Here is a 20,691-nt window from a genome sequence, read left to right as displayed (position 1 = left end):
GCCGCTCCTGATCCAGGAGCACCTGCACCAACCGGAGGCCCGGTCGTCGACACCGACGACCGGGCCTCTGCCATGTCGCCCTCGTGTGAGCCCTGTCATCATCCGAAAGTCGCCACAAGCCCCGTGGAATGGGGCTTTCGGCGCAGTCGAGGTGGTCTGTGCACGTCGTGCCTTGTCGAGGTCGGCTCGGGTCAAGGAGACGTTCACCGACGGGACACGTCGGCGGGACTGACTGTCCCCGGTCCCCGACCGGGGGACCTCTCGGGTCCCGACAACTCCACACTGGGAGTCATTCCTCCATGCCTTCACGTCCTTCGCCCCTGCGCCGGCCCCTCGCGGCCGCCACGGGCATCACCCTCCTCGCCAGCTCGCTGGCGTTGGCAGCGGGCGCGTTCGCGCCCGCCTCGGCCAACCCCGCGGGTACGGCCCTCGTGATCAACGAGGTCTACGGCGCGGGCGGCAACAACGGCGCGCTCTACAACGCCGACTACGTCGAGATCAAGAACCCGACCGGGGCGCCGATGTCCCTCTCGGGTCTCTACCTCTCCTACAAGTCCGCAGGCGGTGGCTCCGGCGGCCCGCCGTTCGCCCTCGCCGGGACCGTCCCTGCCCACGGCACCTGGCTCGTCCAGATGTCGGCCACCGGCGCCAGCGGCGCCGCGCTCCCGACGCCCGACCAGGTCGCCAGCCCGGCCTTCAACATGGCCGCTGCCGGGGGCCAGACCCTCCTGCAGACCAGCTCGACGGTCCTGACCGTCTCCGGCAACGTCGCAGGGGCTGCCGGCATCGTCGACATGGTCGGCGCCTCGGGCTCGACCACCTTCGAGACGGCTGCCGCAGGCTCGGCCTCGACCACCGTGTCGCTCAACCGGAACGCCACCGGCGCCGACTCGGACAGCAACTCCGCGGACTTCACGACCGCCGCGCCGTCGCCGACGCCGTCAGGCGGCGGGGGCACCGACCCCGAGCCCGAGCCCGAGCCCGGCCAGACGTTGACGATCGCTCAGGTCCAGGGCGCCGACGCGGCCACCTCGCCGTACAACAACACGACCGTCAAGGTCGAGGGCATCGTCACCGCGATGTACGCCACGGGCGGCTACAACGGCATGTACGTCCAGACTGCCGGCACCGGAGGAACGACCGACGCCACCCCTGGTGCGTCCGACGCGATCTTCGTCTACGGCGGGACCGGCTTCACCAACCCGCAGGGCCTCGAGATCGGCGACTCCGTCAAGGTGACCGGTCCCGTGTCGGAGTTCAACGGCACGACCCAGATCACGCCCGCGTCCGGTGGGGTCGTCGAGCTCTCGACCGCCCTGGCGCCCGTCACCCCCTTGGCGATCGCCTACCCCACGACCGAGGCCGGCCGCGAGGCGCAGGAGGGCATGCTCCTGGCGCCGACGGACACCTTCACGGTCAGCAACACCTACTCGACCAACCAGTACGCCGAGATCGGCCTGGCGACCGGCACCGAGCCGCTCCTCACGCCGACCGAGGTCGCTGACGCGCAGGACGCGTCCGCCATCGCGGCGGTCGTCGCCGACAACGCCGCCCGTGGGGTCGTCCTGGACGACGGTGCGTCGACCAACTTCCTCACGTCGGCCAACCAGGGCGTCGCGTTGCCGTGGCTCTCGAAGGAGAACCCGGTCCGCGTCGGCGCCCGGGCGACGCTCGGCACCGGAGGGGTCGTCCTCGAGTACCGCAACAGCACCTGGAAGCTCCAGCCGCGTCAGCAGGTGACCGGCGCGGGTGCCTCCACGGCGACCTTCCAGAACACGCGCCTGGCCGAGGCCGCCCCGGCCGAGGTCGGCGGCGACATCTCGCTGTCGTCGTTCAACGTGCTCAACTACTTCACCCAGACCGCCGAGATCGCGGGGTGCACGTCGACGTACAAGGACCGCGCCGGCAACCCGATCACCGCGAACTCCTGCGGTGACGCCGGCCCCCGTGGCGCTGCTAACGACGTGAACCTCCAGCGCCAGCAGACCAAGATCGTCGCGGCGATCAACAAGCTCGACGCCTCGGTCGTCTCGCTCGAGGAGATCGAGAACTCGGTCAAGTTCAACAAGAACCGCGACCAGGCGCTCTCGACGCTCGTCGCCGCGCTCAACCAGGCGGCCGGCTCCACCAAGTGGGCCCTCGTCCCGTCTCCCGACGCCTCCGGGCTCCCGGCCGTCGGCACGCAGGACGTCATCCGCAACGCGTTCATCTACCAGCCCGCCGAGGTCGCCATGGTCGGCACCTCGAAGGTGCTGGTCGGCAACGCCGCGTTCAACAACGCGCGTCAGCCCCTCGCCCAGGGCTTCAAGGAGGTGGGAGCTCCGAGCTCGGACGCGTTCACCGTGATCGTCAACCACTTCAAGTCCAAGGGCTCGGGCGCCGACGACGGCACGGGCCAGGGTCTCTCGAACGCGGACCGCGTCGCCCAGGCGGGCGCGCTGTCGGACTTTGCCACGGAATTCTCCGACGCCCTCGGCGGCAACGGTGCGATCTTCCTGACGGGTGACTTCAACTCGTACTCCATGGAGGACCCGATGCAGGTCCTCCACGGCGACGACTACGAGAACCTCGCGCCCGAGGGTGAGTACACCTACTCGTTCAGCGGCCAGTCCGGCTCGCTCGACCACATCCTCGCCAACCCGGCGGGAGTGGAGATGGTGACCGGCTCGGACATCTGGAACATCAACTCGGGCGAGGCCATCGCGTTCGAGTACAGCCGCCACAACTACAACGTCACCGACTTCTACGAGCCCAACCAGTTCCGCGCCTCGGACCACGACCCGATCAAGGTCGGCCTGTCCACCGCGTCGGCGCCCACGGGCCCGGTCGACGTCCAGCTGCTGAACATCAACGACTTCCACGGTCGCATCGACGCCAACACCACCAGGTTCGCCACCACCGTCGAGCAGCTGCGTGCCCAGAACGAGAACACGCTGTTCCTCTCCGCCGGTGACAACATCGGTGCGTCGCTGTTCGCCTCCGCGCTCGACAAGGACCAGCCGACCATCGATGTCCTCAACGCGCTCGGCCTCGAGGCCTCGGCGGTGGGCAACCACGAGTTCGACCAGGGCTTCGCCGACCTGACCGGTCGTGTCGACTCCGCGGCGAGCTGGGACTACCTCGGTGCCAACGTGTACGGCAAGGGCACCACGACCCCGGCGCTCCGCGAGTACCAGACCTACGAGGTCGGCGGTGTGACAGTCGGTGTCATCGGCGTCGTGACGTCCGAGACCCCCTCGCTCGTCTCTCCGGCCGGTGTGGCGGACGTGACGTTCGGTGATCCGGTCGCTGCCGTCAACCGCGTGGCCACGCAGCTCAGCGACGGCGACGAGGCCAACGGCGAGGCCGACGTCATCGTGGCCGAGTACCACGAGGGTGCCGGTGCCGGCACGCCCGAGGGCGCCACGCTCGAGCAGGAGCTCGCCCAGCCGAGCGCCTTCACCGACATCGTGACCAAGACGTCTGCCCAGGTCGACGCCATCTTCACCGGCCACACGCACAAGCAGTACGCCTGGGACGCCCAGGTGCCCGGAGCGCCCGCCGGAACCACCCGTCCGGTCCTGCAGACCGGCAGCTACGGCGAGTTCATCGGCCAGATCGTCCTGACGTTCGACCCCGCCACCGGCACGGTCACCTCGCACACGCAGAAGAACGTCGCTCGCGCCACCAACGAGAACCTGAGCCTGGGTGCCGTGTCCACGGTCAAGACGATCGTCGACGCTGCCCTCGCAAAGGCGGCAGTCGTGGGCAACCAGGAGATCGGTCGGATCACCGGAGACATCACGACGGCCCACACGGGCGGCACGCAGGGCGCCGGCGGATACACCGGTGGATCGCGTGACGACCGCGCCTCCGAGTCGACGCTCGGTGGCCTGGTGGCCAACGCCCTCCGCGACGGTGCGGCGAAGTTCGCCAAGCCCGACCTGGGCATCACCAACTCGGGTGGACTGCGCGCCGAGCTCACCTTCAAGGGCGACACCAGCTCCAACGCGGCCAACGTCGACGGTGTGGTCACCTACGCCGAGGCCAACGCGGTCCTGCCGTTCAACAACACGGTCGCGATCGTGGAGATGTCGGGCTCGACGCTCAAGTCCGTCCTGGAGCAGCAGTGGCAGTCCGTGCTCAGCGGTCCGGCCCCCAGCCGGCCGTACCTGCAGCTCGCCCTGTCCGACAACGTCGAGGTGACGGCGGACAAGTCCAAGCCTGCGGGCGAGCGGATCACCTCCGTGCGCATCAACGGTGTGCTGCTCGACCCGGCGAAGACCTACACGGTCTCGACGCTCTCCTTCCTGGCTGCTGGTGGTGACAACTTCCGTGCCTTCACGCAGGGCAAGTCCGTCGACACCGGTGTGCTCGACGGCCAGCTCTGGCGGGACTACCTCGCGACGAACAAGCCGCTGTCGCCCGACTTCGCCCGTCAGCAGGTCTTCGCCACCGGCCTGCCGTCCGAGCTGACCGCCGGTCAGGCCGCGTCGTTCCAGCTCGGTACGGCGACGGGTGGCACCGTGGCGCCGATCACCGGCACCACGCTGGACCTGACCTCCCAGGGAAGCCCGGCCACCACCAAGGTCACCGCGACTCTGGTCAACGGCTCGACCCGTACGACGATCGGCGAATTCCCGGTCACCGCCGGTGTCGCGTCGATCAACCTGACGGTCCCCGCCGGGACGCCCACGGGTGCCACGGTCGAGCTCGTCGCCGCTCCGTCCAGGACGCGGGTCACCCTGCCGGTGAAGGCCGGCACGACGACCCCGCCCACCACGGACCCGACGCCGAACCCGACGCCCAACCCGACGCCGACCCCGACGCCGAGCCCGAACCCGGAGCCGGTCCCGACCCCGGAGGAGAAGGCCGAGGCCACGATCAAGTCCTTCAACGCCCAGGGCAAGGTCGGCCAGAAGGTCCGGTTCAAGGTCAAGGTCAAGGTCACGGCCGACGGCGCGAACCCGAGGGGCACCGTCACCGCCCAGGTGAAGGGCACCAAGAAGGTCGTCGAGGTGAAGGTGAGCAAGAAGGGCGTCGCCATCATCAAGCTGCCGGCTTTCAAGAACCCCGGCACCAAGAAGGTCGTCGTCCGCTTCACGGGCAACGGCGACGTGGCCGCTGAGAAGACCGTGGTGAAGCTCCGCATCAAGCGCTGACCCACGGCCGCCGGTCCGCACACCGGCACGGCTCGCGGCCCTCGTCCTGCTACCGCAGGGCGAGGGCCGCCTGCACGAGCGCGAGGTGGCTGAACGCCTGCGGGAAGTTGCCGGCCATGCGGCCGCGGCCACCGTCGTACGTCGTGTCGTACTCCTCGGAGAGCAGCCCCACGTCGTTCGCGAGCCCGCACAGGCGCTCCATGAGCTCCTCGGCCTCGTCGCGCCGGCCCGCGGCAGCGAGCGCGGCGACCAGCCAGAACGAGCAGGCCAGGAACGGGTGCTCGTCGCCCTCCAGGCCGTCGACCCCGCTCTGGGTCCGGTAGCGCACGAGCAGCCCGTTGCGCATCAGGTCGTCCGTGACCGCGTCGATGGTGCCGAGCACGCGCGGGTCGTCGCCGGGGAGGAACCCGACGAGCGGGATGGTGAGGAGCGAGGCGTCGACCTCGCGGGTGTCGTAGTGCTGCGTGAAGGTGCCGCGCTCGGCGTCGTAGCCCTTGTCGAGGACCTCCTCACGCACCCGGTCACGCAGCTCGCGCCACCGCTCGACCGGCCCCTCGAGCCCGTGGTCCTCCACGGCGCGCACAGCGCGGTCGAAGGCGACCCACACCATCACCCGCGAGTGGGTGAAGTGCCGCTGCGGCCCTCGGATCTCCCACAGCCCGTTGTCGGGCTCGTCCCAGTGCTCGGCGAGCTCCTCGACGAGGGCGCGCTGGAGGGCCCACGAGTTGCGGGTCTCGTCGAGCCCCGCCTGCCGCGACAGCTCGAGGGCGATCATCACCTCGCCGAGGACGTCGTTCTGGCGCTGCGTCACGGCGCCGTTGCCGATCCGCACCGGCCGGCTGTCGGCGTAGCCGGGGAGGTGGCCGAGCTCGCGCTCGGGCAGGTCACGGCCGCCGTCGACGGCGTACATGATCTGGAGGTCGGCAGGGTCGCCGGCCACCGCCCGCAGCAGCCAGTGGCGCCACTCGAGTGCCTCGTCGGCGTACCCGGCGCCGAGCAGCGACTCGAGCGTCAGCGCGGCGTCGCGCAGCCAGCAGAACCGGTAGTCCCAGTTGCGCTCGCCGCCGAAGTCCTCGGGGAGCGAGGTGGTGGGTGCCGCGACGATCCCGCCCGTGTCGGCGTGCGTCATCAGCATCAGGGTGAGGAGGCTGCGCCGCACCATGTCGGCGTGCGGCACGTCGCTGGGTGACCGGGCCGACCACTCGCGCTGCTGGTCGGTGGTCGCCGCGATCCGCTCGTCGAACCCCATCGGCTTCGGGACCTCGCGCCACGACCGCACCCAGGTCGTGGAGAACGTCGCCTCGTCGCCCTCGTTCATCTCGAACTCGTCGCGGTGGTGGCCGCTGTGCCCGGCCGGCAGTCGTGGTCCGCGCAGCACCAGCTTGTCGGGACCGGCGATCGCGACGACGACCTCGTTGCCGTGGGCGTGCTCACGGGTGACCCACGGGCGCACCCGTCCGTAGTCGGTGCGCACCACCCAGTCGTGGCGGACCAGCACCGTCCCGCGCGTGCAGGTGACGCGGCGCACGACGTCCGCGCGGTCGTCGCCCACCGGCATCACGTCGAGCAGCACCAGCTCGCCCCCGGCGGTGGTGAAGGTCGTCTCCAGGATCGCCGTGCCGTCGACGTACCTCCGACTCGTCGACACGACCTCGTCGGCGGGGGCGAGCAGCCACCGGCCGTGGTCCTCGGTGCCGAGGAGGGCGGCGAAGCAGGCGGGGGAGTCGAAGCGCGGCAGGCACAGCCAGTCGATGGATCCGTCCCTCCCCACCAGCGCGGCCGTGCCGCGGTCGCCGATCAGCGCGTAGTCCTCGATGGGGAGTGCCATGTCGTTAGTCTCGCGGACATGCGGTTGCCCGAGCTGATGCTGCCCGAGATCCTGGACAGCCTGGCCCGGCGCGGCGAGACGGTCGCGACTGCCGAGTCCCTGACGGGCGGCCTGCTCGCGGCCAGGCTGACCGACGTCCCCGGTGCCTCGCGGAGCTTCGTCGGCGGCGTGGTGTCCTACGCGACCCGGGTGAAGATCTCCGCGCTCGACGTGCCGGCCTCGGTCGTCGAGCAGCACGGGGTGGTCTCCGAGGAGTGCGCGGCCGCGATGGCGACAGGCGTACGACGTCGCCTCGACGCGACGTGGGGGCTCGCGACGACCGGGGTCGCCGGTCCGGACCCGCAGGACGGCCAGCCGGTCGGGACGGTGTGGGTCGCGGTCGCCGGCCCGTCGTCGGTGGAGACCCGGCTGCTCGCCCTGTCGGGGGACCGGGCAGCGATCCGCGAGGCGACGTGCGCGGAGGTGCTGTCGGTGCTGGCGGCCATACTCGTCCCGGATCGCAGGTTGTGACCCGGGAAGAATGGGCCCTCGGGTAGCGTTGGGCCAGACGACTTCCCCTCGACTCATCCGACATCGAACAGAAGGACTCGCGCATGGTGCTCTTCCGACGACTGCTCGGTGAGGTGCTGCGCGGTGCGCGGATGCAGCGCGGGATGACCCTAAGGGAGCTCTCGGCCGAGGCCCGGGTGAGCCTGGGCTACATCTCCGAGATCGAGCGCGGCCAGAAGGAAGCGTCCTCCGAGCTCCTCGCCTCGCTGTGCCAGGCGATGGACCTCCCGCTGTCCGACGTGCTGCGCGAGGTCGCCGACGCCGTGGCGCTCGAGGAGGTCGCCCTCGGCCTGTCGGTGCCCACCATCGCGGCCGCACCGATCGCCTCCGCCGGCGACGTGGTCGCCTCCGCGGCCTGAGGTCCGTCCGCCCAGGTGCGGACTACCGCTCGGGCTGGCAGCTCGGGCACCAGTACGTCGCCCGCTCGCGGCCGGGGTCGCCGAGCATCGCTACCGCGATCGGCGTACGACATCGGCGGCACGGTGACGTGTCGCGGCGGTAGACCCACATCCGCTCCCGCTCGCGCAGGTCGCCGGTCGTGGTCTGGATCGCGCGCTCCTTGTTGACCTCGAGCATCTGCCTCCCGCGGCGCACCAGCCGGGGCAGCTGGTCGACGGTGCGCACGGCGTTGGCCGGGTTCACGCCCATCGTGAAGCAGAGCTCGGCCATGTACATGTTGCCGATGCCGGCGAGGTTGCGCTGGTCGAGCAGCGCCTGGGCGACGGGCCGGTCGGGCTCGCTCCGGAGGTTGGCCACGGCCCGCTCCTCGTCCCAGTCGGGGCCGAGGAGGTCTGGCCCGAGGTGGGCGACCAGGTCGGCCTCCGCCTCGCGCGGCACCAGCTCGACGATGCCGAGCTGGAAGCCGACGGCGTTGCGCCCCTCGATGCCGAGCACGATGCGGACCTGGTCGCCGGGGCGCCGCCACTTCTCGCCCTCGGGGTAGACGTGCCAGGAGCCCTCCATCTTGAGGTGGGTGTGGAGGGTCCAGGCGCGCTGGTGGTCGATGCGGGTGAGCAGGTGCTTGCCGCGCGACAGCGTGCGGATCACCTCGCCCTCGCGCAGGTCGACGGTGGCGAACGCCGGGACCCGGAAGTCGGTGACGGTGAGCCGGTGACCGGTCAGCGCGCGGTCGAGCTTGGCCGCGGCGCGGTAGACGGTGTCTCCCTCAGGCACGGAGCCTCAGTCCCTTCGGGGTGGCGACGAACCCGGCTGCTGCGAGCGCGAGCCGGATGGGGGTCTCCCCACCGCCGCCGATGAGCTGCTGGCCGTCGGCCTTCTCGACCGTCAGCCGGCCGAGGGCGCCGCGCCGCGCCGCGTCGGCGAGGGCCGTCATCGCCGGGGTGAGCACGTCGATCTCCTCGCTCCAGGTGAGCAGGGTCTTGCCGCCGCGCTCGACGTAGACGGTGAGCTCCCCGTCGACGGTGACGACGAGGGCACCGGCCTTGCGACCCGGGCGGTGGCCCGCGCGGTCGGGGTCGACCGGCTCCGGCCACGGGAGCGCGGCGCCGAACACGTTGGCCGGGTCGGTGGCCGCGAGCGCGACCACAACGGCCTTGGCGCCGGACCTGCGGCTGTCGGGCTCGGAGAAGGTGCGGAGCCGGTCGATCGCCCCCGCGCTGCCGAACTGGGCCGCACCTAGCCCCTCGATGAAGTAGCCGCGCCGGCAGCGACCGGTGTCCTCGAAGGCGCTCAGCACCTTGTAGACCCCTGCGAAGCCGCCGACGACGCGCTCGCTCATCACGGCCCCGCGGGTCACCACCCCGTGTCGCTCGAGGAGGTGCTCGGCACGGGCGTGCGCCCGACGGGTCGGGTCGTCGTCCCGCTCGGGCAATAGTGCCCACCTGCCGGCGGTCTCCGGCGGCCCCGTGCGGGCCGGCATCCGGCCTCGCGAGGCGCCGCCACGCCCGCTGGTCGTGCGGCCCAGCCGCGGCGGCGTACGACGGGTGCGGTGCGACGGCGTACCGCTGCGGACCAGCGCCCGCAGCGGGGCGAGGGTGTCGTTGGTGACCAGGCCCTTCCAGACCAGCTCCCACAGGGCGGTGCTGAGCTCGGCGTCGCTCGTCGCCCCGATGCGGTCGGAGAGCTGGCGGAAGAACCACGCACCGCCGGGGTCGAGGGCGTCGAGGACAGCGCGCTGGAGGCCGTCGGGCTCCTCGTCGCCCTCGCCCTCGGGCAGCGTGAGGTGAGCCTGGTCGGCGAGGTGCAGGCTGACCCACCCGTCGCTGCCGGGGAGCGGCGAGTGGCCGGCCCAGATGACCTCGCCCGAGGCGGTGAGCTCGTCGAGCATGGAGGGCTCGTAGTCACGGACGCGGGCAGCCAGCACGAGCGGCTCGATGGCGCTGGCCGGGACAGGGCAACCCGCGAGCTGGTCGATCGCGGCGATCACGCCGTCGAGGCCGCGAAGGCCGCCGCCGACCTTCTGCCAGGCCGGTAGGAACCGGGCGACCGCGTCGTGGCTGACGGGCTCGATCTCCTGGCGCAGGCGGGCCAGCGAGCGACGTCGGAGCTTGCGCAGGACCTCGGCGTCGCACCACTCGCTGCCCGATCCGGACGGTCGGAACTCGCCGTCGAGGACGCGGCCCCGGTGCGCCAGCCGTTGCAGGGTCTGCCGCGCGACGGCCTCGCCGAGGCCGAGCCGGGTCGCGACCTCGGCCGTGGTGAACGGACCGTGGCTGCGGGCGTAGCGGGAGACGAGGTCGCCGAGCGGGTCCTCGGGGAGCTGGAGGAAGGCGTCGGGCGTGCCGACCGGGACGGGCACGCCGAGGCCGTCGCGCAGGCGGCCGATGTCCTCGATCGCGGTCCAGCGGTCCTCGCCCGCCATACGGACCTCGACCACACGGCGTACGTCGGCCAGCGAGGCGAGCCATCCCTCGACGTCGGCCCCGTCGACGGCACGCGCGCGGATCTCCTCGGTCGACGACGGGCCGATGAGGCGCAGCAGGTCGGCGACCGCCTCGGCATCGCGGGCGCGGCGGTCGTCGGCCAGCCACTGGAGCTCGGCCTCGACCTCGGTGAGCACCTCGGGGTCGAGCAGCTCGCGGAGCTCGGCACGGCCGAGCAGCTCGGCGAGCAGGCCCTGGTCGAGCGAGAGCGCAGCCGCCCGGCGCTCGGCGATGGGGGAGTCGCCCTCGTAGACGAACTGGGCGACGTAGCCGAAGAGCAGGCTGCGGGCGAAGGGACTCGGCTGGGTCGTGGCGACGTCGACGACGGTGACCTCGCGCCGCTGGACGCGACCGAGGAGGGCCACGAGCGCGGGCAGGTCGTAGACGTCCTGGAGGCACTCGCGCACGGCCTCGAGGACGATCGGGAAGGCGGGGTACTGCGAGGCCACCTCGAGGAGCTGGGCACTGCGCTGGCGCTGCTGCCACAGCGGGCTGCGGCGCCCGGGGTCGCGGCGGGGGAGCAGGAGGGCGCGCGCGGCGCACTCGCGGAAACGACTGGCGAACAACGCCGAGCCGCCGACCTCCTGGGTGACGATCTGGTCGATCTCCTCGGGCTCGAAGACGACGACCTCGCCCGTCGGCGGCTCGGCGTCGGTGTCGGGGATCCGGATGACGATGCCGTCGTCGGAGGCCACGGCCTGGCCGTCGACGTCGAAGCGCTCGCGGAGCCGGGCGTTGATCGCCAGTGCCCAGGGTGCGTGGACGGGGGTGCCGTAGGGGGAGTGGACGACGAGCCGCCAGTCGCCGAGCTCGTCACGGAAGCGCTCGACGACGATCTGGGTGTCGCTGGGCACGACCTGGGTGGCCTCACGCTGCTCGCCGACGTAGGTGACGAGGTTGGTCGCGGCGTAGTCGTCGAGCCCGCGCTCCCGCACCAGGGCGACCGCCTTGTCGTGGGGCTTCGCGGCCAGCTCGCGGGTGAAGGCGCCGACGGCCGCGCCGAGCTCGGCGGGACGGCCGAGGGCGTCGCCCTTCCAGAACGGCAGGCGGCCCGGGATGCCGGGGGCCGGCGTGACGAGCACGCGGTCGTGGGTGATGTCCTCGATCCGCCAGCTCGTGGCGCCCAGCGCGAACACGTCGCCGACGCGCGACTCGTAGACCATCTCCTCGTCGAGCTCGCCGACCCGGGAGGCCTTCTCCCCGACGAGGAAGACACCGAAGAGACCGCGGTCGGGGATCGTGCCGCCGCTGGTCACCGCCAAGCGCTGGGCGCCGGGCCGACCGGTCAGTGCGCCGGTGACGCGGTCCCACACGATGCGCGGGCGCAGCTCGGCGAACTCGTCGCTGGGGTAGCGGCCGCTGAGCAGGTCGAGCGTCGCGTCGAAGGCGGAGCGGGGGAGCTGGGTGTAGGACGCGGCGCGGGTCATCAGCGCGAACATCTCGTCGACCTGCCACTCGTCCATCGCGAGCATGGCCACGACCTGCTGGGCGAGGACGTCGAGCGGGTTGGCCGGAATCGACATCTTCTCGATGGCGCCGGTGCGCATCCGCTCGACCGCGACGGCGGTCTGGGCGAGGTCGCCCCGGTGCTTGGGGAACAGCACGCCGCGGCTGGTCTCGCCGACCTGGTGACCGGCACGGCCGACCCGCTGGAGGGCGCTCGCCACGCTCGGCGGCGACTCGATCTGGATGACCAGGTCGACCGAGCCCATGTCGATGCCGAGCTCGAGGCTGCTGGTGGCGACGACGCAGGGGAGGCGACCGCGCTTGAGGTCGTCCTCGATGATCGCCCGCTGCTCCTTGGAGACCGAGCCGTGGTGGGCCTTGGCGAGCAGGCCCTCCGCGCCGCTGCTCTGGCCGGACTGGGCCATCACCTGCGCCGGTTGCTGGGCGCCCGGTCCTGACCCGTCCTCGACCTCGACCCCGGCTCGGGCCGCGGCGATCTCGTTGAGCCGGGCGGTCAGCCGCTCGGCGAGGCGGCGGGAGTTGGCGAAGACGATCGTCGAGCGGTGCTGCTCGACGAGGTCGACCACGTGCTCCTCGACGTGGGGCCAGATGCTCTGGGAGCGGCCGGGATCGCCCGCTTCCTCGTCGTACTCCTCCGGCATGGTCATGTCCTCGACGGGCACGACGACCTTGAGGTCCCACTCCTTGGTGCTGGGCGGGGCGACGATCTCGACCGGCTGGGTGCCGCCCAGGAAGCGCGCGACCTCCTCGAGCGGGCGCACGGTCGCGCTCAGCCCGATGCGCTGGGCGGGCTTGTCGAGGAGGGCGTCGAGCCGCTCGAGGCTGATGCCGAGGTGGGCGCCGCGCTTGGTGCCGGCGACGGCGTGGACCTCGTCGATGATGATCGTGTCCACCCCGCGCAGCGTCTCGCGCGCCTGGCTGGTCAGCATGAGGAACAGCGACTCGGGCGTGGTGATGAGGATGTCGGGCGGGGTCGAGCCGAGCTTGCGGCGGTCGGCCGGGCTCGTGTCGCCCGAGCGCAGGCCCACGGTCACGTCGGGGACCGTCGCCTCGAGCCGCTCCGCGGTGTTCTTGATGCCGGTCAGCGGGGCCCGGAGGTTGCGCTCGACGTCGACGCCGAGCGCCTTGAGGGGGGAGATGTAGAGGACGCGGGTCCGTCTCGACTTGTCGTCGGGACGCTCGCTGGTCATCAGCCGGTCGATCGCGTGGAGGAAGGCGCTCAACGTCTTGCCGCTGCCGGTCGGCGCGACGACGAGCGCGTGTCGGCCCTCGGCGATGCTCGTCCAGGCGCCTTCCTGCGCGGGTGTCGGACCGGCGAACGACGCCTCGAACCACGCACGCGTCGGTGCGCTGAAGCGGTCGAGTGCGGTCATGCCCTGCAGTCTGTCACTGGCGTACGACAGTGCCGGGCCGACGAGAGCTGCGTCGAGGGCTCCGGCGGAGGGCCGCGCTACGTTCGGACGCACAGCCAACTGGAGGAGACCACCGTGATCGAGCTGACCGAGGGGCAGGAGGTCACCCTCGCCGCCCCGGACGGCAAGGCCCTGACCAAGGTGCAGATGGCCGTCGGCTGGGACCACGCCCCGACGGCCGGGTTCATCGGCAGCGGAGCAGCGCCCATCGACCTCGACGCCTCGGCGGTGCAGTTCGCCGGTGGCCAGTTCTTCGACCTCGCCTTCTTCAACCACCTCGCGACCCGGGACGGATCGGTCGTGCACCTGGGCGACAACACCACCGGGAAGGGCGACGGCGACGACGAGGTGATCACCGTGGACCTGGGGCGGGTCTACGCCAAGGTCGAGTCGATCCTGTTCCTGGTCAGCAGCTACCAGGGGCACTCGCTGGAGTACATCCGCAACGCCTACTGCCGCCTCCTCGACGACGACGGCACCGAGCTGGCGCGGTTCACCCTGACGCTCGGGGTCCGGGAGACGGGGCTCGTCATGGCGAGGCTGTTCCGCGACGGGTCGGGCTGGAAGCTCGGCGCGATCGGCACCGGCATCGCCCTGAAGACGCCCACGGACTCGCTCGAGGCGCTTCTGCCGTTCGTGTGAGGGTTCGGCGGTGCAGCGCGGGCTCGCGTAGCGTTCGCGGGTGTCCAGCCGACGACGATCCGGTGCTCGTCGAGGCGGCGCACCCGGCCGGCGGGGGACCTCCCGGCAGGAGCGGCCGCTGCCGGTCGCGGGTCCGGGCGAGCGGCTGTGGGTGCTCGACGTGCCCTACGGGACGCAGGTCGACGGGGCCACCTGGCACCCGGCGGTCAGGACCCACCTGTACGTCGGTCGCGCACTGCCCGCGCACCTGGCGCCGTACTCGCCGGGGCCCTTCACGCTCGGTCGCTTCGTCGAGAACACCCTCAATCCCGACGACCGGGTGCCCGACCCCGAGCCGACCGACGACCTCGAGCCACGGAGGCTGCAGTTCGAGGCGGCGGATGCGATCGCTGCGCGCGCCGCGGCCGGTGGGCGGCAGTTCCTGCTGGCCGACGAGCCGGGCGTCGGCAAGACGATCTCCGCGGTCCTGGGGGCGACGGCGGTCGGCGACCTCCGAGGCGCACGCCGGGTGCTGGTCGTGGCGGACCGGCCGGCAGCGATCACGATCGGCCACTGGTGCCGCACGATCACGGCGCTGGGGCACGGCGGCCTGGAGTGGGTCGTGATCACCTGGGACCGGCTGGACAAGGTCACGGACCACACCTGGGACGTGATCATCGCGGACGAGGCGCACGCCCTGCGTCGTACGACGACCAAGCGGTGGAAGCTCTGGGCGAGGATCTCCGGGCACGGGCGGGCGCACGACCAGGCGCCGTTCGTCATCGCGACGACCGCGACCCCGGGGCACACGCCGTTGGAGCTGCCGTACCTCGCCCCGGCCTACGCGCAGGCGCTCGGCGAGCCGATGCGCGAGTGGACGTCGGCGACGAAGGCCGGGGAGACGTTCACCGCCGCCCTGGAGCGGCACGGCGTCGGGGTGGAGCAGGGACGCCACGGCGGGACGTGGACCACCGACCCGGCGCGACGGGCCGCCGACCTCGAGCTCGTGCGGGGCTGGCTCGACGAGGAGCGACCACCGGCGATGCTGCACCGGGCCGCGCCCTGGGGGCCGGTGCCGATCTCGGGGATGCCCGTGGAGCTCACCCCGGCGGAGCGGACGACGTACCAGGCCGAGTGGGGCGAGTTCTGCCGTGAGATGGACCTCGCCCGACGCGGGCGCAACGCCGCGAAGGGGCGGGCGGCGCTTCTGCGCTTCCGCCAGAAGGCCGGGTTGATCCGCGTCGACTCGACCGTCGCCTGGATCGCCCAGCAGGTCGAGGCCGAACGACAGGTCGCCTGCTCGGTCGAGTTCGTCGCGACCGCCGCCGACCCCATCGCCGACCGCCTGCGCGACTCCGGCATCGAGGTCGCCACGATCTACGGCCGCGACCGCTTCGACCCGGAGGCGGAGCGGCTCCGGTTCCAGACCGGCGAGGCGAAGGTCTGCGTCTTCACCACCGTCGCCTCGATCAGCCTCCACGCCGGCGAGACCCTGGCCGACGGCCGTCGGGCGAGCACGGAGCCTCGCGTCGGGGTCTTCCACCAGGCCCGCTTCTCGGGCATCGCCGGCCGGCAGGTCACCGGCCGCACGCACCGCGACCACCAGGTGTCCCCGTGGCACATCGCCTATGCCGAGGAGACCGTCGAGGAGCAGGTCGGCAAGGTGATGGTGGAGCGGATCGCAGCGGCGTCCGACACCGTCGGCGGTGACACCACCGGGCTCGCCGACGTCGCCCGGCTCCTCGGGGCGGACTGGCTGCCGACCACGACCCTGACCGAGGACGACGCCTGACCGTGGACGGCGCCTGACCAGGTCGGAGGGACCTAGGCCAGGTGGTGGGGCTCGTCGGTGCGCGACGACCCGGAGCCCTGGTCGGCGGACCCGCCCCCTTCGCCTCCCGTGGCGGTCCCGGGACGCTCCAGGCGGACCACGAGGGACTTGTAGACCGGCTGGTTGCTCTTGTCGGCCGTGGAGTCGAGCGGCACGAGCGGGTTGGCCTCGGGGTAGTACGCCGCCGCGCAGCCGCGGGGCTGGTCGTAGGACACGATCCGGAAGTCCCGGGCGATCCGCGAGACGCCGTCCTTCCACTCGCTGACCAGGTCGATCTGGTCGCCGTCCCGGAACCCGAGCTCGTCGATGTCGGCCGGGTGCACGAAGACGACCCGGCGGCCGCCCTTGACGCCGCGGTAGCGGTCGTCGAGGCCGTAGATCGTGGTGTTGAACTGGTCGTGCGAGCGGAGCGTCTGCAGGAGCAGCCGCCCCTGCGGCACGTCGAGCACCTCGAGCGGGGTCGAGGTGATGACGGCCCTGCCGCTGTCGGTCTCGAAGACCCGGTTGTCCCGGGGCGGGTGGGGCAGGACGAAGCCGCCCGGCTGCTCGACCTTGTCGTCGTACGACGCGCAGCCGGGCACCACGCGGGCGATCCGGCGGCGGATCTCGCGGTAGTCGGCCCGCATCGCCGCCCACGGGACCGCCGAGCCGGGGAGCGTCGCGAGGGCCAGCGAGCAGATGATGTCGACCTCTGACCTCAGGTGCGGCGACGCCGGCTCCAGGGGGCCGTGCGAGGCGTGGACGGCCGACATCGAGTCCTCGACGGTGACGCGCTGGACGATCCCGCCCGTGAGGTCCTTCTCGCTGCGGCCCAGCGCCGGGAGGATCAGCGCCTCGCGGCCGTGCACGACGTGCGAGCGGTTGAGCTTGGTGGACACGTGCACGGTCAGGTCGGCCTTGCGCATCGCGGCCTCGGTGGCGTCGGTGTCGGGCGTGGCGCCGACGAAGTTGCCGCCGAGTGCCATGAAGACCTTCACCTTGCCGTCGCGCAGCGCCCGGATCGCGTTGACGGTGTCGTAGCCGTGCTCGCGGGGCGGCTCGAAGCCGAACTCGTCACGGATCGCGTCGAGGAAGTGGTCCGGCACGCGCTCCCAGATGCCCATGGTGCGGTCGCCCTGCACGTTGGAGTGCCCGCGCACCGGGCACAGGCCCGCGCCGGGCTTGCCGATGTCGCCGCGCAGCAACGCCACGTTGACGATCTCCTTGATCGTGCCCACGGCGTTGTGGTGCTGGGTGATGCCCATGGCCCAGCACGTCACGGTCGCGGGGGAGTCGGCGAACATCCGGGCCGCCTCGGTGATCTGCTCGCGCGAGAGGCCGGTCGACGCCTGCACCTTGTCCCAGTCGAGGTCGGCGACGTGGGCGACGTACTCGGTGAAGCCGGTGGTGTAGCGCGAGAGGAAGTCGTGGTCGAGCGCGTCCCACTCGACCAGCAGCGACCCGATGGCCTGGAAGAGCGCGAGGTCGCCGTTGAGCCGGACCGGCAGGTGGAGGTCGGCGAGGGCCGTGCCGACGGTGAGTCCCTTGGCGTGCTGGGGGTTCTTGAAGCGGACGAGCCCGGCCTCCTCGAGCGGGTTGACCGAGATGATCCTCGCGCCGTTGGCCTTGGCCTCCTCGAGCGCGGAGAGCATGCGCGGGTGGTTCGTCCCGGGGTTCTGCCCGACCACCACGATGAGCTTGGCGCGGTGGACGTCGTCGAGGCTGACCGAGCCCTTCCCGATGCCGATGGTCTCGGTCAGGGCCGATCCCGACGACTCGTGGCACATGTTCGAGCAGTCGGGCAGGTTGTTGGTGCCGAGCTCGCGGGCGAAGAGCTGGAAGGTGAAGGCGGCCTCGTTGGAGGCCTTCCCGGAGGTGTAGAAGACCGCCTCGTCCGGGCTGGCCAGTCCTGTGAGGTGGCCGGCCATCGTGGCGAACGCGTCGTCCCACGAGATCGGCGTGTAGTGGGTCGCGCCGGGGCGCAGCACCATCGGCTCGGTGATCCGCCCCTGCTTGCCCAGCCAGAACTCCGACTTGTCGGACAGGTCCGCGACTGAGTGGGTCGCGAAGAACTCGCGGTCGAGCAGCTCCTTGGTGGCCTCCTCGGCGACCGCCTTCGCGCCGTTCTCACAGAACTCGGCCGTGTGCCGGTGACCGGGCGCGGGGTCGGGCCAGGCGCACCCCTGGCAGTCGAACCCGTCGACCTGGTTGAGCCGGAGCAGCGCGCTGCCGGTGCGACGTACGCCCATCTGGCCCACGGCCCGGCGCAGGGCCACGGTCACGGCCGTCGCGCCCGCCGCGGCGTGCGCCGAGGAGTCGACGTCGAGGTCGCGCTCGTCGATGTCGTCGGTCGGCACCTGGCGGGCCGCGTTGCGCAGGCGGGTGGGCACGTCACGGAGCGCGTCGAGGAGGGTCACCCCTCCAGAGTGCGCCTCCCGTGGGCGGGGCGGCAGGTTCGGAGGGGTGTCCCGTCGGGCGCACGTGCGGCTGCGCTCCGTAGGGTCGTGGAGCGGCCGTCGGACGGCGGCCGCCCGCCACCGAGAGGACGTCCCGTTGTCCGAGTCACCCACCACCCCGCAGCGCCGAGCACTGGTCGTGGGAGCCACCGGGATCGTCGGGCAGGCCGTCGCGCGCCGCCTCGTCGAGGAGGGCTGGGAGACCTACGGCCTGTCCCGCAGCGGCACCTCGCCGCACCCCGACGTACGCCCGGTCAGGGCCGACCTCGGAGACGCCGACGGGCTCGCCGAGGCACTGGCCGACGTACGCCCTGACTTCGTCGCCATCACCGCCTGGACCCGGATGGAGACCGAGGCGGAGAACATCCGGGTCAACGGAGGAGCCGTGCGTGACCTCCTGGCGGCACTGTCGCCGGGCGGCTCGGTGCGGCACGTCGCCCTGATGACCGGTCTCAAGCACTACCTCGGCCCCTTCGAGGCCTACGGGAAGGGCGAGATGCCCGATACGCCCTTCCACGAGGACGAGCCGCGGCTGCCCTACCCGAACTTCTACTACGCGCAGGAGGACGAGCTCTTCGCCGCCGCCGAGCGCCACGGCTTCACCTGGAGCGTGCACCGCTCGCACACGGTCTTCGGGTTCGCCACCGGCAACGCGATGAACATGGTCGCCACCCTCTGCGCCTACGCCTCGCTGTGCCGGGAGACGGGCCGGCCGTTCGTCTTCCCCGGGTCCGAGCAGCAGTGGAACGGCCTCACCGACGTCACCGACGCCGACCTGCTCGCCGAGCAGATGACGTGGGCGGCCAGCACGCCCGCCGGCCAGGACGAGGCGTTCAACACCGCCAACGGGGACGTCTTCCGGTGGCGCTGGCTGTGGCCCCAGGTCGCGGCGTGGTTCGACCTGGAGTGGGAGGGGTACGCCGACGCGCCGCGCACGCTGGACGATTCGATGGCTGACGCCGAGCCGGTGTGGCGCCGCCTGGCCGCCGACCACGGTCTCGTCGAGGCGGACCTGTCGCGCGTCGCGTCGTGGTGGCACTCCGACGCCGACCTCGGGCGCGAGATGGAGGTCGTCACCGACATGAACAAGAGCCGCACCGCGGGATTCTCCGCGACCCGCGACACCCGGGCAGCCTTCTTCGACTACGCCCAGCGGTACCGCGACGCGCGCATCATCCCGTGAGCACGTCCCGCCACGAGTGCTGCGGCTCGAAGCCCACGAGCCGGCGCGCCTTGTCGATCGAGTAGAAGGTCTCGTCCGGTCCCATCTCGCGGCGCACCTCGACGCCGTCGTAGAACCTCTCGATGACCTCCGACGTCGAGGCCGAGACCGACATGTCGGCGTTGGCGACGTTGAAGACCTCGTAGCCCAGGCCGTCGGTCTCGAGGCAGCGCTGGACCATCTGTCCCAGGTCGCGGACGTCGATGTAGGCGAAGATGTTGCGGCGCCGCAGGGCCGGGTCGGCGAGGAACGGCGGGAACATCTCGGCGTACTCGTGGGGCTCGATGACGTTGTTGATCCGCAGGCCGTAGATGTCGGCGCCGGTGCGGGCGTGGAAGGAGCGCGCCGTCACCTCGCCGGCGACCTTCGACATGGCGTAGGAGTCCTCGGGGACGGTCGGGTGCTCCTCGTCGACGGGGACGTAGAGGGGCTTGCGCTCGCCCTGCGCGAAGCACACGCCGTAGGTGGTCTCGGAGGACGCGAAGATCACCTTGGGGATGCCGAGGCGGGTCGCGGCCTCGAGCACGTGGTAGGTGCTGAGGACATTCGTGGCGTACGTCGCGGCGTCCGCCTGCTTGAGGATCGCCGGGATCGCGGCGAAGTGCACGACCGCGTCGTAGGTCGGCCTCTCCGGGAGGTCCAGCTCGTCGAAGGTCGCCAGCCCGGCCAGCGCGGAGTAGACCTCGCCGGCATCGGTGAGGTCGACCCGCAGGTCCGCGACGTCCGCGTGGTCGAGGGGGACGAGGTCGGCGTTGGTCACCTGGTGTCCCTGGTCGGCGAGGTAGGGGGCTACGTGTCGGCCGGCCTTGCCGCTGCCGCCGGTGAAGAAGATGCGCATGCCTCCTTCCTACCCGGGTGGTCCTTGTCCGTCGTCAGTTGATGATCTCGCCGCGCTCGCGCTCGATGACCGCCAGTCGGTCGCGCCACCCCTGGAGGGCCTCCGGCGTGAGCCGCGTCCAGTCGGTCTTCTCGCCGACGACGCGGATCGGTGACGTGCTGCGGAACGAGCGCGTGGGGTTGCCCGGGAACTTCTTGTCGGTCACGTTCGGGTCGTCCTCGAACGGACCGGTGGGCTCGACGACGTACACGCGCGGTTCCTCGTCGCCGGCCGCGAGCTCGGCCGCCAGCCCGGCGCCGTCGGGGAGCGCGGTGAAGTAGATGTGGTTCATCACGATCTCGGGCCGGTAGTTGGACCGCCGCCCCGCCACGAGCAGGTCGCCGAGCTGCAGGTCGGCCTTGGTGCCGTGGAAGAAGGGGCCGTCGTCGTCCATGGGCGGCATTCTCCCCACCCCCCGACAAGGCG

General features: G+C 71.8%; 12 protein-coding genes. 6 read left to right on the top strand and 6 right to left on the bottom strand.

What is annotated here, in order from left to right; genetic code table 11:
- Nucleotides 1–299 precede the first annotated feature (299 nt).
- Nucleotides 300–5,141 carry an ExeM/NucH family extracellular endonuclease gene (locus EUA93_RS18010; RefSeq protein ID WP_165355218.1) on the top strand — a complete coding sequence of 1,614 codons (4,842 nt, stop codon included), beginning with the start codon at nucleotides 300–302 and terminating at the stop codon, nucleotides 5,139–5,141.
- Nucleotides 5,142–5,190: 49 nt separating this feature from the next.
- Here the strand turns inward: EUA93_RS18010 and EUA93_RS18005 are convergent, their stop codons facing one another.
- The gene (locus EUA93_RS18005) at nucleotides 5,191–6,969 is read right to left on the bottom strand and encodes a glycoside hydrolase family 15 protein (RefSeq protein WP_129401664.1); all 1,779 of its coding nucleotides are present in this window, start codon (nucleotides 6,967–6,969) and stop codon (nucleotides 5,191–5,193) included.
- Nucleotides 6,970–6,987: 18 nt separating this feature from the next.
- Here EUA93_RS18005 and EUA93_RS18000 point away from each other — a divergent pair, with 18 nt between their 5' ends.
- A complete protein-coding gene (locus tag EUA93_RS18000) occupies nucleotides 6,988–7,479 on the top strand; it encodes a CinA family protein (RefSeq protein WP_242497496.1) in 492 nt (163 codons plus the stop codon).
- An 83-nt stretch (nucleotides 7,480–7,562) separates the two neighbouring features.
- Nucleotides 7,563–7,877, top strand: a complete 315-nt coding sequence (locus tag EUA93_RS17995; protein ID WP_129401663.1) for a helix-turn-helix domain-containing protein — start codon at nucleotides 7,563–7,565, stop codon at nucleotides 7,875–7,877.
- A 22-nt stretch (nucleotides 7,878–7,899) separates the two neighbouring features.
- On the opposite strand, the gene EUA93_RS17990 is transcribed toward EUA93_RS17995, so the two are convergent.
- Both EUA93_RS17990 and EUA93_RS17985 read right to left on the bottom strand, forming a co-directional pair.
- Nucleotides 7,900–8,691 (bottom strand): DNA-formamidopyrimidine glycosylase family protein, encoded by a 792-nt coding sequence (locus tag EUA93_RS17990; RefSeq protein WP_129401662.1) that lies wholly within the window; start codon nucleotides 8,689–8,691, stop codon nucleotides 7,900–7,902.
- Nucleotides 8,684–13,240, bottom strand: coding sequence for an ATP-dependent helicase (locus EUA93_RS17985; RefSeq protein ID WP_129401661.1), 4,557 nt, complete (start codon nucleotides 13,238–13,240; stop codon nucleotides 8,684–8,686). The genes EUA93_RS17990 and EUA93_RS17985 overlap by 8 nt, the downstream gene beginning before the upstream one ends.
- Nucleotides 13,241–13,354: 114 nt before the next feature.
- Here EUA93_RS17985 and EUA93_RS17980 point away from each other — a divergent pair, with 114 nt between their 5' ends.
- Nucleotides 13,355–13,921 carry a TerD family protein gene (locus tag EUA93_RS17980; RefSeq protein ID WP_165355217.1) on the top strand — a complete coding sequence of 189 codons (567 nt, stop codon included), beginning with the start codon at nucleotides 13,355–13,357 and terminating at the stop codon, nucleotides 13,919–13,921.
- Between the two features lie 40 nt (nucleotides 13,922–13,961).
- Complete coding sequence (locus EUA93_RS17975; protein ID WP_129401659.1) at nucleotides 13,962–15,692, top strand: DEAD/DEAH box helicase; 1,731 nt, start codon at nucleotides 13,962–13,964, stop codon at nucleotides 15,690–15,692.
- 32 nt (nucleotides 15,693–15,724) lie between these two features.
- Here the strand turns inward: EUA93_RS17975 and EUA93_RS17970 are convergent, their stop codons facing one another.
- On the bottom strand, nucleotides 15,725–18,127 hold the full coding sequence (locus EUA93_RS17970) for an FdhF/YdeP family oxidoreductase (protein ID WP_242497495.1): 2,403 nt from the start codon (nucleotides 18,125–18,127) through the stop codon (nucleotides 15,725–15,727).
- Nucleotides 18,128–18,263: 136 nt separating this feature from the next.
- Here EUA93_RS17970 and EUA93_RS17965 point away from each other — a divergent pair, with 136 nt between their 5' ends.
- A complete protein-coding gene (locus EUA93_RS17965; protein ID WP_207208825.1) occupies nucleotides 18,264–19,349 on the top strand; it encodes an SDR family oxidoreductase in 1,086 nt (361 codons plus the stop codon).
- Here EUA93_RS17965 and EUA93_RS17960 read toward each other — a convergent pair.
- Both EUA93_RS17960 and arr read right to left on the bottom strand, forming a co-directional pair.
- Nucleotides 19,339–20,226, bottom strand: coding sequence for an NAD-dependent epimerase/dehydratase family protein (locus EUA93_RS17960; RefSeq protein ID WP_129401657.1), 888 nt, complete (start codon nucleotides 20,224–20,226; stop codon nucleotides 19,339–19,341). The genes EUA93_RS17965 and EUA93_RS17960 overlap by 11 nt on opposite strands.
- 34 nt (nucleotides 20,227–20,260) lie before the next feature.
- Nucleotides 20,261–20,659: an NAD(+)--rifampin ADP-ribosyltransferase gene (gene arr / locus EUA93_RS17955; RefSeq protein WP_242497494.1), complete on the bottom strand. Its 399-nt coding sequence runs from the start codon at nucleotides 20,657–20,659 to the stop codon at nucleotides 20,261–20,263.
- Nucleotides 20,660–20,691: the final 32 nt, after the last annotated feature.

The sequence above is a fragment of the Nocardioides oleivorans genome (assembly GCF_004137255.1).
GTDB classification, from domain to species: Bacteria; Actinomycetota; Actinomycetes; order Propionibacteriales; family Nocardioidaceae; genus Nocardioides; species Nocardioides oleivorans.
This window is presented reverse-complemented; position numbering and strand designations above follow the sequence as displayed.